General features: G+C 53.0%; 16 protein-coding genes. 10 read left to right on the forward strand and 6 right to left on the reverse strand.

Annotation, left to right across the window (positions count from 1 at the left end):
- The first annotated feature begins 14 nt into the window (after window positions 1-14).
- From rnpA to FND52_RS16845, 9 genes are all read left to right on the forward strand, one after another.
- Window positions 15-374, forward strand: coding sequence for a ribonuclease P protein component (rnpA, locus tag FND52_RS16805; RefSeq protein WP_002435532.1), 360 nt, complete (start codon window positions 15-17; stop codon window positions 372-374).
- Entirely contained in the window at window positions 338-595 is a 258-nt protein-coding gene (gene yidD / locus FND52_RS16810; protein WP_072042720.1) for a membrane protein insertion efficiency factor YidD, read from the forward strand. The genes rnpA and yidD overlap by 37 nt, the downstream gene beginning before the upstream one ends.
- Window positions 596-597: 2 nt before the next feature.
- Window positions 598-2,241 (forward strand): membrane protein insertase YidC, encoded by a 1,644-nt coding sequence (gene yidC, locus FND52_RS16815; protein ID WP_125292897.1) that lies wholly within the window; start codon window positions 598-600, stop codon window positions 2,239-2,241.
- A 93-nt stretch (window positions 2,242-2,334) separates the two neighbouring features.
- A complete protein-coding gene (mnmE, locus tag FND52_RS16820; protein ID WP_125292898.1) occupies window positions 2,335-3,699 on the forward strand; it encodes a tRNA uridine-5-carboxymethylaminomethyl(34) synthesis GTPase MnmE in 1,365 nt (454 codons plus the stop codon).
- Window positions 3,700-3,948: 249 nt separating this feature from the next.
- Window positions 3,949-4,023: a tryptophanase leader peptide gene (gene tnaC / locus FND52_RS22130; protein WP_225989980.1), complete on the forward strand. Its 75-nt coding sequence runs from the start codon at window positions 3,949-3,951 to the stop codon at window positions 4,021-4,023.
- A gap of 262 nt (window positions 4,024-4,285) precedes the next feature.
- Complete coding sequence (tnaA, locus tag FND52_RS16830) at window positions 4,286-5,701, forward strand: tryptophanase (RefSeq protein ID WP_144132008.1); 1,416 nt, start codon at window positions 4,286-4,288, stop codon at window positions 5,699-5,701.
- Between the two features lie 105 nt (window positions 5,702-5,806).
- A complete protein-coding gene (gene tnaB, locus FND52_RS16835; RefSeq protein WP_125292901.1) occupies window positions 5,807-7,057 on the forward strand; it encodes a low affinity tryptophan permease TnaB in 1,251 nt (416 codons plus the stop codon).
- Between the two features lie 231 nt (window positions 7,058-7,288).
- Window positions 7,289-8,071: a 4'-phosphopantetheinyl transferase family protein gene (locus tag FND52_RS16840; protein ID WP_144132010.1), complete on the forward strand. Its 783-nt coding sequence runs from the start codon at window positions 7,289-7,291 to the stop codon at window positions 8,069-8,071.
- Window positions 8,064-8,630, forward strand: a complete 567-nt coding sequence (locus tag FND52_RS16845; RefSeq protein ID WP_125292903.1) for an NADPH-dependent FMN reductase — start codon at window positions 8,064-8,066, stop codon at window positions 8,628-8,630. Before FND52_RS16840 ends, FND52_RS16845 begins: the two co-directional genes overlap by 8 nt.
- Before the next feature lie 34 nt (window positions 8,631-8,664).
- Here the strand turns inward: FND52_RS16845 and FND52_RS16850 are convergent, their stop codons facing one another.
- On the reverse strand, window positions 8,665-10,002 hold the full coding sequence (locus FND52_RS16850; RefSeq protein WP_125292904.1) for an NCS2 family permease: 1,338 nt from the start codon (window positions 10,000-10,002) through the stop codon (window positions 8,665-8,667).
- Window positions 10,003-10,181: 179 nt separating this feature from the next.
- On the opposite strand from FND52_RS16850, the gene yieH reads away from it, so the two are divergent.
- Window positions 10,182-10,847 carry a 6-phosphogluconate phosphatase gene (gene yieH / locus FND52_RS16855; RefSeq protein WP_144132012.1) on the forward strand — a complete coding sequence of 222 codons (666 nt, stop codon included), beginning with the start codon at window positions 10,182-10,184 and terminating at the stop codon, window positions 10,845-10,847.
- Between the two features lie 39 nt (window positions 10,848-10,886).
- Here yieH and phoU read toward each other — a convergent pair whose 3' ends face one another.
- From phoU to pstS, 5 genes are all read right to left on the reverse strand, one after another.
- Window positions 10,887-11,612: a phosphate signaling complex protein PhoU gene (gene phoU / locus FND52_RS16860; protein WP_125292906.1), complete on the reverse strand. Its 726-nt coding sequence runs from the start codon at window positions 11,610-11,612 to the stop codon at window positions 10,887-10,889.
- 13 nt (window positions 11,613-11,625) lie between these two features.
- Window positions 11,626-12,399, reverse strand: a complete 774-nt coding sequence (pstB, locus tag FND52_RS16865) for a phosphate ABC transporter ATP-binding protein PstB (protein WP_125292907.1) — start codon at window positions 12,397-12,399, stop codon at window positions 11,626-11,628.
- 45 nt (window positions 12,400-12,444) lie between these two features.
- A complete protein-coding gene (pstA, locus tag FND52_RS16870; protein ID WP_125292908.1) occupies window positions 12,445-13,335 on the reverse strand; it encodes a phosphate ABC transporter permease PstA in 891 nt (296 codons plus the stop codon).
- On the reverse strand, window positions 13,335-14,294 hold the full coding sequence (gene pstC / locus FND52_RS16875; RefSeq protein ID WP_125292909.1) for a phosphate ABC transporter permease PstC: 960 nt from the start codon (window positions 14,292-14,294) through the stop codon (window positions 13,335-13,337). The genes pstA and pstC overlap by 1 nt, the downstream gene beginning before the upstream one ends.
- Before the next feature lie 114 nt (window positions 14,295-14,408).
- Window positions 14,409-15,449, reverse strand: coding sequence for a phosphate ABC transporter substrate-binding protein PstS (gene pstS / locus FND52_RS16880; protein WP_144132014.1), 1,041 nt, complete (start codon window positions 15,447-15,449; stop codon window positions 14,409-14,411).
- Window positions 15,450-15,738: the final 289 nt, after the last annotated feature.

The raw sequence follows: 15,738 nt of genomic DNA on the forward strand, positions 1-15,738 counted from the left end.
AAGCTAACCGCCTGGTGGTTAAGCTCGCATTTCCCAGGGAGTTACGTTTGTTAACTCCCAATCATTTCACTTTCGTCTTCCAGCAGCCACTTCGGGCTGGCACGCCGCAAATCACCATCCTCGGCCGCCTTAACTCGCTGGGGCATCCCCGTATCGGTCTTACCGTCGCGAAAAAAAACGTAAAACGTGCCCATGAGCGCAATCGGATTAAACGTCTGACGCGTGAAAGCTTTCGTTTACGTCAGCATGAACTCCCGCCGATGGATTTTGTGGTGGTCGCGAAACGCGGTATTGCCGATCTCGATAATCGGGCGCTTTCGGAAGCATTGGAAAAGTTATGGCGCCGCCATTGTCGCCTGGCTCGCGAGTCCTGATCGGTCTCATCCGGGTCTATCAACGCCTGATAAGTCCGCTTCTCGGGCCGCACTGCCGTTTCACACCAACCTGTTCTCACTACGGAATTGAGGCATTGCGCAGGTTTGGAGTGATAAAAGGCAGTTGGTTGACAGTGAAACGCGTATTAAAATGCCACCCTTTACACCCAGGTGGCGACGACCCCGTCCCGCCAGGACCTTTTGATACCAGAGAACACTAACGATGGATTCGCAACGCAATCTCCTTCTCATCGCTTTGTTGTTCGTGTCTTTCATGATCTGGCAAGCCTGGGAGCAGGATAAAAATCCTCAGCCCCAGCAACAGCAGACCACGCAGACTACGACCACCGCAGCGGGTAGTGCCAGCCAGGGCGTACCAGCCAGTGGCCAGGGGAAACTCATTACGGTTAAAACCGACGTCCTGTCTCTTACCATCAACACGCGTGGTGGTGATATTGAGCAGGCTCTGCTTTTGGGCTACCCGAAAGAGCTGGGTTCTAACGAACCGTTCCAACTGCTGGAAACCACGCCGCAGTTTATCTATCAGGCACAAAGTGGCCTGACTGGCCGCGACGGCCCGGATAACCCGGCTAACGGCGCGCGTCCGCTGTATAACGTTGAGAGCGATAGCTTTGCGCTGGCTGACGGCCAGAACGAGCTGGTGATCCCGCTGACCTGGACCGATGCCGCAGGCAACACCTTTACCAAATCCTTCACCCTGAAGCGCGGTGAATATGCGGTGAACGTGGGCTACAACGTGCAGAACGCCAGTGAGAAGCCGCTTGAGCTGTCTACCTTTGGCCAGTTGAAGCAGACCATCAATCTGCCAACCCATCGTGATACCGGCAGCAACAACTTTGCGTTGCACACCTTCCGTGGCGCGGCGTATTCGACCCCTGACGCGAAGTATGAAAAATACAAGTTTGACACCATCGCCGATAACGAGAACCTGAACGTCAGCTCTAACGGCGGCTGGGTTGCGATGCTGCAACAGTACTTCGCCACCGCGTGGGTACCACGTAACGACGGCGCGAATAACTTCTATACCGCTAACCTGGGTAACGGCGTAGCGGCAATTGGTTATAAATCTGCACCGGTTCTGGTTCAGCCTGGCCAGACTGGCACGCTGGGCAGCACCCTGTGGGTTGGCCCGGAAATTCAGGACAAAATGGCTGCCGTTGCGCCGCACCTGGATTTAACCGTGGATTACGGCTGGTTGTGGTTTATCTCTCAGCCGCTGTTTAAGCTGCTGAAGTGGATCCACAGCTTCCTGGGCAACTGGGGCTTCTCGATCATCGCTATCACCTTTATCGTTCGTGGCGTGATGTACCCGCTGACTAAAGCGCAGTACACCTCGATGGCGAAAATGCGTTTGCTGCAGCCGAAGATTCAGGCGATGCGCGAGCGTCTGGGCGATGATAAGCAACGCATCAGCCAGGAAATGATGGCGCTGTACAAGTCGGAAAAAGTGAACCCGCTGGGTGGCTGCTTCCCGCTGCTGATTCAGATGCCTATCTTCCTTGCGCTGTACTACATGCTGATGGGTTCCGTGGAGCTGCGCCATGCGCCGTTCGCCCTGTGGATCCATGACTTGTCAGCCCAGGACCCGTACTACATTCTGCCGATCCTGATGGGCGTGACGATGTTCTTCATCCAGAAGATGTCGCCGACCACCGTGACCGACCCGATGCAGCAGAAGATCATGACCTTTATGCCGGTCATCTTTACGGTCTTCTTCCTGTGGTTCCCGTCAGGTCTGGTGCTGTACTATATCGTCAGCAACCTGGTGACCATCCTTCAGCAGCAGCTGATTTATCGTGGTCTGGAGAAACGTGGTCTACATAGCCGCGAGAAGAAAAGCTCTTAATCCGATAGTCGGTAAAAGCTAATATGGAAGGCGGTCGATAGACCGCCTTTTTTATTGTTCAGTATTAACAGACAGAAACCACAGAGAAATTTCATGAGCCATAACGACACTATCGTCGCCCAGGCCACCCCTCCGGGACGTGGCGGCGTGGGCATTCTGCGTATCTCCGGCCTGAAAGCGCGCGATGTGGCGCAGGCGGTGCTGGGCAAACTGCCGAAGCCGCGCTATGCCGACTATCTGCCGTTTCGCGATGTGGATAACGCCGCGCTCGATCAGGGCATCGCCCTGTGGTTTCCTGGCCCTAACTCCTTTACCGGCGAAGACGTGCTGGAATTACAGGGCCACGGCGGCCCGGTGATCCTTGACCTGCTGTTAAAGCGCATCCTGACTATTCCCGGCGTACGCATCGCAAAGCCCGGCGAGTTTTCCGAGCGCGCCTTCCTGAACGATAAGCTCGATTTAGCCCAGGCCGAAGCGATTGCCGACCTGATCGACGCCAGCTCAGAGCAGGCGGCGCGTTCGGCGCTCAACTCATTGCAGGGTGCATTTTCCACCCGCGTGAATCAGTTGGTGGAAGCACTTACTCACCTGCGAATCTACGTGGAAGCGGCCATCGACTTCCCGGATGAAGAGATCGACTTCCTTTCCGATGGCAAAATCGAAGCGCAGCTTAACGACGTAATGGCCGATCTCGACGCGGTACGCGCCGAAGCGCGCCAGGGCAGCCTGCTGCGTGAAGGGATGAAAGTGGTGATCGCCGGGCGGCCAAACGCCGGAAAATCGAGCCTGCTGAACGCACTGGCGGGCCGTGAGGCCGCGATTGTCACCGATATCGCCGGGACCACGCGCGATGTACTGCGCGAGCATATCCACATTGACGGCATGCCGCTGCATATCATCGATACCGCCGGTCTGCGCGAAGCCAGCGATGAAGTCGAACGCATTGGCATTGAACGCGCCTGGCAGGAAATCGAGCAGGCGGACCGGGTGCTGTTTATGGTGGACGGCACCACCACCGATGCCACCGATCCGGCAGCGATTTGGCCCGATTTTATCGCCCGCTTACCGGAAAAGTTGCCGATTACCGTGGTGCGTAACAAAGCGGATATCACCGGCGAAACCCAGGGGCTAAGCGAAGTGAATGGTCACTCACTTATTCGCCTGTCGGCACGTACCGGCAATGGCGTCGACGTGCTGCGCGACCATCTGAAACGCAGCATGGGCTTTGATACCAATATGGAAGGCGGCTTCCTGGCGCGCCGTCGTCATTTGCAGGCGCTGGAAACCGCCGCCCAGCATCTGGAGCAAGGTAAAGCGCAGCTGCTGGGCGCATGGGCGGGCGAGCTGCTGGCGGAAGAACTGCGTCTCGCCCAGCAGAGCCTGAGCGAAATCACCGGGGAATTTACGTCTGATGATTTGCTGGGACGGATTTTTTCCAGCTTTTGTATTGGCAAGTAATGCTTCACGATGCCGCAGTAGCCGAAGGCTATTGCGGCTTCACGTCCTCTTTCCCCGCTATAAATATCGCGACAAACCAAACCGTTGAATCAAGGAGATTCCTGATATTTTCCTGGATTAATAAATAAGTGATGTGCGTTTATTTTCTGGATTTTAACTGTGATATTAATCACAATTAAAATAATCACTGATGGACAAATATTTTGATTAACATAATGTAGCAATGTGTCTAATCAGGATAACTCAATCATGATTATCTTAAATACATACATCATCTCTAAATGGTTTAATGTTGACAATACCATTGCCTATCATCATCCTTAATTCTCTTCGCTCCACCTCTACCAAAAAATAAAATAGATTTCATACAATCTATTGATTTGGTATGCCCTGAATAAATCCGCTCATTATTTTGGTTGCAGCATGCAGCCCTGGATACGCTTACGCCGCGTATTTCAGGTGAATCACTGCAATAGCAATAAATGCGCTACGGATTATAAAAGACATACTCAAAAACTTTTTCTTGATTATTTCTCGATAAATAGTCACCAGGTTCTTTATCATCGAATTACCCAAGGATTATGTAATGGAAAACTTTAAGCATTTACCTGAACCGTTCCGCATCAGAGTGATCGAACCCGTTAAACGCACTACCAGAGAGCATCGCGAAAGCGCCATTATTAAATCAGGGATGAACCCATTCCTGTTGGATAGCGAAGATGTATTTATCGATTTATTGACCGATAGCGGTACCGGCGCGGTCACGCAAAATATGCAAGCGGCGATGCTGCGCGGTGACGAAGCTTATAGCGGTAGCCGCAGCTATTATGCGTTAGCGGACGCGGTAAAAAATATTTTTGGCTATCAGCACACCATTCCTACGCATCAGGGACGTGGCGCTGAACAAATTTATATTCCGGTGTTAATCAAAAAACGTGAGCAGGAAAAAGGTTTAGACAGGACCAAAATGGTTGCTTTCTCAAACTATTTCTTCGATACCACGCAAGGCCATAGCCAAATTAACGGTTGCACTGTTCGCAACGTTTATATTAAAGAAGCTTTCGACACCGCTGTACGCTACGACTTTAAAGGTAACTTCGATCTCGAAGGATTAGAGCGCGGGATTGATGAAGTCGGTGCCAATAACGTACCGTATATTGTCGCAACGATTACCAGTAACTCTGCGGGTGGCCAGCCGGTATCGTTAGCAAACCTGAAAGCCATGTACCGTATCGCTAAAAAATACGATATTCCAGTAGTCATGGACTCGGCACGTTTTGCAGAAAACGCGTATTTCATTCAGAAGCGTGAAGCGGAATATAAAGACTGGAGCATCCAGGAAATTACCCGCGAAACTTATAAATATGCAGATATGCTCGCCATGTCCGCGAAAAAAGACGCCATGGTGCCGATGGGGGGATTACTCTGCATCAAGGATGACAGTTTCCTGGATGTTTATACCGAGTGCAGAACCCTTTGCGTAGTCCAGGAAGGCTTCCCTACCTACGGCGGTTTAGAAGGCGGCGCAATGGAGCGTCTGGCGGCCGGCCTGTATGATGGCATGGGGCAAGACTGGCTGGCTTACCGTATCGCTCAGGTACAGTATTTAGTTGATGGTCTTGAAGCCATTGGCGTAACCTGCCAGCAAGCGGGCGGCCATGCGGCATTTGTTGATGCCGGTAAATTATTACCGCATATTCCTGCTGAGCAATTCCCTGCTCAGGCGCTTGCTTGCGAATTATATAAAGTGGCTGGCATCCGGGCCGTTGAAATTGGATCGTTCCTGTTGGGTCGCGATCCCAAAACCGGCAAACAATTACCCTGCCCGGCAGAATTGCTCCGCTTAACGATTCCACGTGCAACCTATACCCAGACGCATATGGACTTCATCATTGAAGCATTCCAGCATGTAAAAGAAAATGCGGCGAATATTAAAGGCCTGACGTTTACCTACGAGCCTAAAGTATTACGTCACTTCACGGCTAAACTTAAAGAAGTTTAATAGCAAAGAGATTGGGTGGTTAGCAATAACCACCCAAAACCATAAACTTTCATTGAGTTATTGCAAACATTATCAATTATAGCTTGCTATAATTAATGAGGCATCATGGAAGAAAATTCGAATCCTAAACACTCAGCGTTTTGGGGCGTTATGGTAATTGCTGGGACGGTGATTGGCGGGGGGATGTTTGCTTTACCTGTTGATCTCGCAGGCGCCTGGTTTTTCTGGGCCGCTTTCATTTTAATAATCGCCTGGTTTTCAATGCTGCACTCGGGGCTATTATTATTAGAAGCCAACTTAAACTATCCCGTCGGTTCCAGTTTTAACACCATTACTAAAGATTTACTTGGCAACACCTGGAATATCGTCAGCGGTATTACCGTCGCCTTTGTTCTCTATATCCTCACCTATGCTTATATCTCTGCTAATGGCGCGATCATTAGCGAAACTATCGCCATTAACATGGGGTCGCACGTCAATCCGCGAATTATTGGTATTTGTACCGCCGTGTTTGTTGCCAGCGTCTTATGGATAAGTTCATTAGCCGCAAGCAGGATCACTTCCCTGTTTCTGGGGATAAAAATCATTGCTTTTGTTATTGTTTTTGGTTCGTTTTTCTTCCAGGTTGACTATTCAATATTACGGGACGCTGGTGGAACCGGCGGCATTGATGCATCCTACTTCCCGTATATCTTCATGGCAATGCCCGTGTGCCTGGCCTCTTTTGGCTTTCACGGAAATATTCCCAGCCTGATCATTTGTTATGGAAAGCGAAAAGATAAACTTATAAAAAGTATCGTTTTAGGCTCGCTGTTGGCGCTGGTTATTTACCTGTTCTGGTTATATTGCACGATGGGTAATATTACTCGGGAAAGTTTCAAGGAAATTATCTCATCGGGCGGAAATGTCGATTCGCTGGTCAAATCTTTCCTCGGCACTAAACAACACGGGATTATAGAATTCTGCTTACTGGTGTTTTCTAACCTCGCCGTAGCCAGTTCGTTCTTTGGCGTGACGTTAGGATTATTTGATTATCTGGCAGACTTATTCAAAATGGATAATTCGCCATCAGGTCGTCTGAAGACCGTTTTATTAACCTTTCTCCCCCCTGCGGTTCTCTACCTGATTTTCCCTAATGGCTTTATCTATGGCATTGGTGGCGCAGGATTGTGTGCAACGGTATGGGCGGTAATCATTCCTGCCGCACTCGCTTTAAAGGCGCGGAAAAAATTCCCAGATCAAATGTTTACCGTATGGGGCGGCGTCCTGATCCCTTCCATTGTTATCTTGTTCGGTGTTGTCGTCATCCTCTGCTGGTTCGGTAATGTGTTCCATCTGTTGCCGCGATTCGGTTAATCACAACGCTCGCCAACTTCCCGTCTTACTGAGCCGCTCCTCCCCGGAGCGGCTATTCTGGTCTATCGACACGGTTTCCTGATTCGTTAAAGCGACAGCATTCAGCTTAATGAATTGTAAAAGTGACGTTTTGGGCTTTTCGAAACCTTAATTCCGCATTAAAACCTAAGAACTATGCGCGATAATGTTGATTATCGTTTCCCTACCCTGACCATTATCATGGAGCGACAAATGGCAACGCATTTTGCTCGAGGACTGTTAAGCCCCGACGCCCCCTTATCTCCACGACTGTGCGCCGCAAGTCTTGAGCTGGCGCGACAGTTACCCGAACACCGACGCCAGCGCTTTTTAGCTTCCCGTTCGTTGCTCGCCGAAATGATGTTCCGCTTTTTTGGTATTAAGACCCTTCCTCCTCTTCACACCACGCCGCAGGGTAAACCACAGTTTAGGGATCGCGAGATGGCGGATTTCTCCATCGCTTACGCCGGGAATATAGTAGGCGTCGCGCTGACAACGGAAGGACGCTGCGGCCTGGATATGGCGCTCCAGCGCACCACGCGCGGGTTTTCGTTACCCAATACCGGCGATCAGGCGTATCCGTTTACCAGTAATGAATCGACGTGGATCGCCAGGCAACACGACGTCATCGAAGCCAAAACCCAGCTGGTGACGTTACGCCATAGCGTGCTGAAAATGATGGGTGAAAAGGATCAAGCCTCGGATACGGTACAGCTCCAGCCCGCTGCCGGTAAATTGCGGGTGGCAAACTGCCCTCAGGTAGAATCGATTTGCGATGCGGAGGATATCCTGATTTGGTCGGTTGCCGCCTCGCCCGCCATCGAAAAGCTGACGCTATGGCAATACCATCAGCAGAACTGGAAAATCCTGCCGGACATTCCGACCCGTCGCAACGATGAGGCCTCGCGCCTGATGCGTTTTACCAGCCTGCCGGCTGAAAAAGCTCATATACTCAATCATCCGCATTCCGTAACGTCAGGGAGTCATCATGTCTGAATCACTAAAAGTTGTGACACTACTGGGAAGCCTGCGTAAAGGCTCGTTTAACGCCATGGTTGCGCGTACGCTGCCGAAGCTGGCACCGGCAGGGATGGACATCGCCGCGCTGCCGACCATCGCGGATATCCCGCTGTATGACGCTGATATCCAGCAGGACGAAGGTTTTCCGCAGAGCGTGGAAGCGATTGCGGCGCAAATCCGCGAAGCCGACGGCGTAGTGATTGTCACGCCGGAATATAACTATTCGGTGCCGGGCGGCCTGAAGAACGCCATCGACTGGCTGTCGCGCCTGCCCAACCAGCCGCTGGCGGGCAAGCCGGTGCTGATCCAGACCAGTTCTATGGGTGCCATTGGCGGCGCGCGCTGCCAGTATCATCTGCGCCAGATCCTGGTGTTCCTTGACGCCATGGTGATGAACAAGCCGGAGTTTATGGGCGGGGTGATCCAGAATAAAGTGGATACTCAGACGGGCGAAGTGATTGACCAGAGTACCCTTGACCATCTGACCGGGCAGTTAACGGCGTTTGGGGAGTATATTCAGCGAGTGCGTAACTGATGTGAAAAGGGCCAGCAATGCTGGCCCTTGTTGATTAATGCGCGTCGATAAACACGATTTTCAGGGTGAACAGCAGCGCCACCACCACCACGCAGGCGCTCAGATCGCGGAAGCGGCCGGTGAACACTTTCATCACGCAGTAGGAGATAAAGCCCAGCGCGATGCCTTCGGTGATAGAGAAGCTAAACGGCATCATCACGGCAGTGATAAACGCCGGCACCGCTTCGGTAAGGTCATCCCACTTCACGCGCGCCAGGCTTGACGTCATCAGCACGCCCACATAAATCAGCGCGCCCGCAGCCGCATAGCCCGGTACCATGCCCGCCAGCGGTGACAGGAAGATAACCAGCAGGAACAGCAGCCCGACGATCACGGCAGTAAGGCCAGTGCGGCCACCTACGGACACCCCGGAAGACGATTCGATGTAAGCGGTCACTGACGACGTACCGATAAACGAACCGGTTACCGACGAAATACTGTCGACATACAGCGCCTGCTTCATGCGCGGGAAGCGGCCTTTTTCATCGGTCAGGCCCGCTTTATCCGTCACGCCAATCAGGGTACCGGAGGAATCGAACAGGTTTACCAGCATGAAAGAGAAAATAACGCCCGCCAGGCCGATGTTCAGCGAGCCCGCCAGATCCACCTGGCCCACTACGCTCATCACGCTCGGCGGCGCAGAAACAATCCCATGATACTGCACATCGCCCAGCATCCAGCCCAGCAGCGTGGTGACAACGATAGACACCAGTACCGCAGCGTGAATATTACGCGACGCCAGAACGGCGATGATAAAGAAGCCCAGCGCGCCCAGCAGCGTGGAGTGGGACGTCAGATTACCGATGGTGACCAGGGTTTCCGGGTTCGCCACGATGATCCCGGCGTTTTTCAGACCCATCATGCCGATAAACAGACCGATACCGCTGGTAATGCCCACGCGCAGGCTGACCGGGATGTTGGCGATCATCCAGTAACGCACGCGGAAAATAGTCAGGATCAGCAGGCCGACCGCGCCCCAGAAAATCGCGCCCATGCCGATTTGCCAGGAAAGGCCCATTGCGCCCACCACCACAAACGCGAAAAAGGCGTTAAGGCCCATCGCAGGTGCCAGCGCCACCGGCAGGTTGGCGAATAAACCCATCAGGATACTGCCGAAGGCAGCGATCAGACAGGTCGTCACAAAGACGGCGCTGGTATCCATGCCAGCCGCGCCCAGAATTTGCGGGTTTACGAAAACGATATACACCATCGTCAGGAAAGTCGTGATACCGGCAATCACTTCGGTACGGGCGGTTGTGCCGTGTTCACGCAGTTTAAACACGCGCTCAAGCACCCCCGGTTGCGAAGCCGGAGTAGCGTTTTGTTGGCTCATTATCAGTTTCCGAACATGAGGAGGGAAAATTCGCCGGTTATCCTATACCAAAAAAGCGTCAGTTTGACGGCTGTCACAGACTTTTTTTCATTGATTTTGCTTATACGGGATCGTTTGCGCGGGGCAAAAATTTGCGCAATCAGGTAAAATGCCGTTTCATTCTCAAAAAAGGAAACGGCATGTCCCGGATTGATGCGGTATTTTTTGACTGTGATGGCACGTTAGTCGACAGCGAAGTGATCTGCTCTAAAGCTTACGTGCATATGTTTGCGCAATATGGCATCCAGCTCGATCTGGAGGAGGTGCATAAGACCTTCAAGGGGATAAAGCTCTACGAAATCATCGATACCATCAGCAATCAGCACGGCGTGAACCTGAACAAAGCCGATCTGGAAGCGGTGTATCGCGCTGAAGTCGCCAGGCTGTTTGAAAGCGAACTGGTGGAAATCGACGGCGCTGCGCAATTGCTGAAGAAGATGAAAGTGCCGATGTGCATCGTGTCTAACGGCCCGATCACCAAAATGCAGCACTCGCTGGGCAAAACCGGCATGCTCGACCACTTCCCGGATCTGCTGTACAGCGGGTATGACATTCAACGCTGGAAGCCGGACCCGGCCATCATGCATCACGCCGCCGATGCGATGCAGGTGGATGTGAAAAACTGCGTGCTGGTAGATGACTCGTCCGCAGGCGCGATGGCGGGTGTGGCGGCGGGCATGGAGGTGTATTACTTCTGCGCCGATCCGCACAACAAGCCGATCGATCATCCAAAAGTCACCTCTTTTACCGCCCTGTCGCAGTTGCCTGAGCTGTGGCGCGCGCGCGGTTGGGATATTACCGACTAGCCTGAATGAACAACGCCAGCGTTCGCTGGCGTTGTAGCTTTACTCTTTCGGGTCTTTGCCCGCCAGCAGCTTATCCAGCTCATCCCCGCCGACGTGACGGAAATCCTGGCCCTTCACGAAGTAGAAAATGTACTCGCAAATATTCTGGCAGCGGTCGCCGATACGCTCGATAGAGCGGGCGCAGAACAGGGCGGTCAGCACGCTGGGAATGGTGCGCGAGTCTTCCATCATATAGGTCATCAGCTGGCGCACGATGCCCTCATACTCCTGGTCTACTTTTTTATCTTCGCGGTAAATACGCACCGCTTCGTCCAGATCCATACGGGCGAACGCATCCAGCACATCGTGCAGCATCTGCACGGTGTGGCGGCCCAGGGATTCCAGGCTTACCAGCAGCGGCTGGTGCTGCTGGGAGAATTTCTCCAGCGCGGTACGGCAGATTTTGTCCGCCACATCGCCAATGCGTTCCAGCTCGGCAATGGTCTTAATGATCGCCATCACCAGACGCAGGTCGCTGGCGGTAGGCTGGCGTTTGGCAATGATGCGCACGCAGGCTTCATCGATGGCGACTTCCATCATGTTGACCTGCTGATCGCCCTCAATCACGCGCTTCGCCAGCTCACCGTCCTGGTTGTGCATAGCGGTAATCGCGTCAGAGAGCTGCTGTTCCACCAGCCCGCCCATTGTCATCACCTGGGTGCGGATATGTTCCAGCTCCGCATTAAACTGACCGGAAATATGTTTGTTGAGATTCAGATTGTCCATGGTTAACTCCCCATCAACCGTAGCGGCCAGTAATGTAATCTTCCGTTTGCTTCATCTTCGGCTTGGTAAAGATGTCATCCGTGTTGCTGAACTCGATCAATTCGCCAAGATACATAAACGCAGTATGGTCAGAACAACGCGCCGCCTGCTGCATGTTGTGCGTCACGATAACCACGGTGTAATCCTGCTTCAGCTCGGTGATCAGCTCTTCAATACGGCCAGTGGAGATCGGGTCGAGCGCCGAACAGGGTTCATCCAGCAGCAGGACTTCCGGGCGGATGGCAATACCGCGCGCGATGCACAGGCGCTGCTGCTGACCACCCGAGAGAGAGTACCCACTCTGGTGCAATTTATCCTTGGTTTCATTCCATAATGCGGCTTTGGTCAAAGCCCACTGCACGCGCTCGTCCATATCGCTGCGCGACAGCTTCTCAAACAGGCGCACGCCAAACGCGATGTTGTCGTAAATCGACATCGGGAACGGCGTCGGCTTCTGGAAAACCATCCCGACTTTGGCGCGCAGCAGCGCGATGTCCTGAGAGTGATTCAGAATGTTTTCGCCATCCAGCAGGATTTCGCCTTCCGCACGCTGCTCCGGGTAAAGCTCGAACATTTTGTTAAAGGTACGCAGCAGCGTGGATTTGCCGCAGCCGGACGGGCCGATAAACGCCGTCACTTCGTTTTTGGCGATATCCAGACTGATATTTTTCAGGGCATGGAATTTCCCGTAATAGAAGTTCAAATCACGAACCTGAATTTTACCGGGGGTGTGTTCAACCATACTCATCGTCTTCTTTTCCTCATCGACGCCGCATCCGCCGCGCCGCAGTAATTAACCGTGTTTGCTCTTCGCGAACAATACGCGCGCAAGGATGTTCAGTAACAGGACGCAGAGGGTAATAATCAGTACCCCGGCCCAGGCCAGCTGTTGCCATTCGGCAAACGGGCTCATGGCGAATTTAAAGATGGTCACCGGCAGGTTAGCGATAGGCTGCATCATATCGGTGCTCCAGAACTGGTTAGACAGCGCGGTAAACAGCAGCGGAGCCGTTTCACCTGCAATACGCGCCACCGCCAGCAGAACGCCGGTGATAATCCCGGAGACCGAGGCTTTCAGGGTGATCGCGGAAATCATCTTCCACTTCGGTGTACCCAGCGCATAGGCCGCTTCACGCAGGCTATCCGGCACCAGCTTCAGCATGTTCTCGGAAGTGCGGATAACGATAGGAATTTGCAGCAGCGCCAGCGCGATCACGCCTGCCCAGCCGGAGAAGTGCTCCATCTGCGCTACCACGATGGTATAGACAAACAGGCCAACCACAATCGACGGGGCAGAAAGCAGGATATCGTTAATAAAGCGGATCACTTCGGCAAGCCAGGATTTACGGCCATATTCAGCCAGATAGATGCCCGCCATGATGCCCAGCGGCGTACCAAATACGGTAGCCCACAGGATCAGTAACCCACTGCCCGCCAGGGCGTTGGCCAGACCGCCGCCCGCCGTGTTCGGCGGCGGGGTCATTTCGGTAAACAGCGCCAGCGACATGCCGTCAAAGCCGCGAGTGATCGTCGAGACTAAAATCCAGATCAGCCAGAACAGGCCGAAAGCCATCGTGGCCATCGACAGCGTCAGCGCGATGCGGTTTTTAGTCCGGCGGCGCGCCTGCATTTTGCGGCGCGATTCCGCCAGTTCCTGAGAGGATTGCAATTCGATGGTCGCCATTAGCGTGCCCCCTCGTTTTTCGCCAGACGCATAATCATCACTTTAGAGATCGCCAGCACGATAAAGGTAATCACGAACAGGATCAGACCCAGTTCCATCAGCGCGGCTACGTGCAGGCCGGATTCCGCTTCGGCGAATTCGTTGGCCAGCGCGGAGGTAATACTGTTGCCCGGCATATACAGCGAGGCGCTGTCGAGCTGGTAGGTGTTGCCGATAATAAAGGTCACCGCCATGGTTTCGCCCAGCGCGCGGCCCAGTCCGAGCATCACGCCGCCGATCACGCCGTTTTTGGTAAACGGCAGCACGATACGCCAGATCACTTCCCAGGTGGTACAGCCGATGCCGTAGGCCGACTCTTTCATCATCACCGGCGTTTGCTCAAACACATCACGCATTACCGCGGCAATGTACGGAATGATCATGATGGCGAGGATGACGCCCGCGGCCAGGATACCGATACCGAACGCCGGGCCGGAGAACAGCGCGCCAACGAACGGAATATTGGAGAGCACATTGCCCACCGGCTCCTGGAAATAAGTGGCGAACAGCGGGGCGAAGATAAACAGGCCCCACATGCCGTAAACGATACTCGGGATAGCCGCCAGCAATTCAATCGCAATACCCAGCGGGCGCTTCAGCCAGTTGGGGGCCAGCTCGGTCAGGAACAGGGCGATACCAAAGCTCACCGGCACCGCAATCAGCAGGGCGATAAACGAGGTTACCAGGGTTCCGTAGATCGGCACTAACGCGCCGTAGATGTCATTCGGCGCATCCCACTCTTTAGTCCACAGGAACGAGAAGCCGAATTTTTGAATGCTTGGCCATGAGGAGATGACCAGGGACACGATAATGCCGCCCATCAGCAATAGCACAATCAGCGCAGCCAGTTTTACCAGCGCGCTGAATATCATGTCACCGTTTTTCCCCGGAGGGGTAAATGCAGGCTTAGTGGCAGCCATAATTCACTCTTTTGTCAGAACCCTGAAAGCCGGCATTATCGCCAGTTTTCAGGGTATTGCCATTACCCGTGATGCGTCCGCCGGAAAATTTATTCCCGGCGGCTCAGGGGCAAATCAGTACAACGCTTTACCGCTGCTGTCTTTCACGTTGGTTTTCCATGCAGCACGAATCTGCTCAACCACGCTGTCCGGCAGGCTGGCGTAATCCAGGTCATTGGCCTGTTTCGCGCCATCTTTAAACGCCCAGTCGAAGAACTTCAGCACTTCAGCGCCCTGTTCCGGTTTCTTCTGCTCTTTGTGCACCAGGATGAAGGTAGTGGACGTAATCGGCCACGCCTCGTCACCTTTCTGGTTGGTCAGGTCCTGAGCGAAGGATTTACTCCAGTCAACGCCTTTGGCGGCGTTAGAGAAGCTCTCTTCGGTCGGGCTTACCGGTTTGCCATCAGCAGAAACCAGTTTGGTGTACGCCAGGTTGTTCTGCTTGGCATAAGCGTATTCCACATAGCCGATAGAGCCAGGCAGACGCTGTACGAACGCGGCGATGCCGTCGTTGCCTTTACCGCCCAGACCGGTCGGCCAGTTAACGGTAGAGCCAGAGCCTACTTTGGATTTCCACTCTTCGTTTACTTTCGCCAGGTAGCTGGTGAATACGAAGGAGGTACCGGAACCGTCAGCACGACGCACCACGGCGATGTTCTGAGACGGCAGTTTCAGACCAGGGTTGAGTTTAGCGATCGCTTCGTCATCCCATTTTTTGATTTTACCCAGGTAGATATCACCCAGGGTTTTACCATCCAGCACCAGTTCGCCGGATTTCACGCCCTGAAGATTCACTGCCAGCACCACGCCGCCAATCACGGTCGGGAACTGGAACAGGCCTTCCTGCTGAAGCTTTTCGTCGCTCAGCGGCGCATCAGAGGCACCAAAATCAACGGTATTCGCGATGATTTGCTTAACGCCGCCGGAGGAGCCGATACCCTGATAGTTCACTTTGCTGCCCGTGGACTTCTGGTAGGTATCTGCCCATTTGGCATACACCGGCGCAGGGAAGGTTGCACCGGCGCCAGTCAGGCTCGCCGCAGCATTAACGGCAAAAGCGCTCATCGATAAGGTCGCGGCGACAACAGTTGCGACGGTGGTACGCATAACTTTCATAATGTCTCCTGCTGGATCGTAATTCGTTGTTTAGTGGCTACGATGAGCAAAATAGGACACTTTGGTGACAGTTAAATGTACGAATTATGACAGTTTTATGACAAGCAAAATCCTGCGGAATTATCTTCAAATTAATTATTAAAAATCAGAGAGATAATAAGAATTATGACACTGACATTGCAGTGAAATTTTATTTTTGTGACAAGATAAAATGTAGTTCGGGATGGCCGATTGTCATAAAAAATCGGCAAGTTTTTTGGTTAAAAATCAGCCAAAAAAGCCTCACCAG

It is taken from the genome of Atlantibacter subterraneus (assembly GCF_007570865.1).
Lineage (GTDB): Bacteria > Pseudomonadota > Gammaproteobacteria > Enterobacterales > Enterobacteriaceae > Atlantibacter > Atlantibacter subterraneus.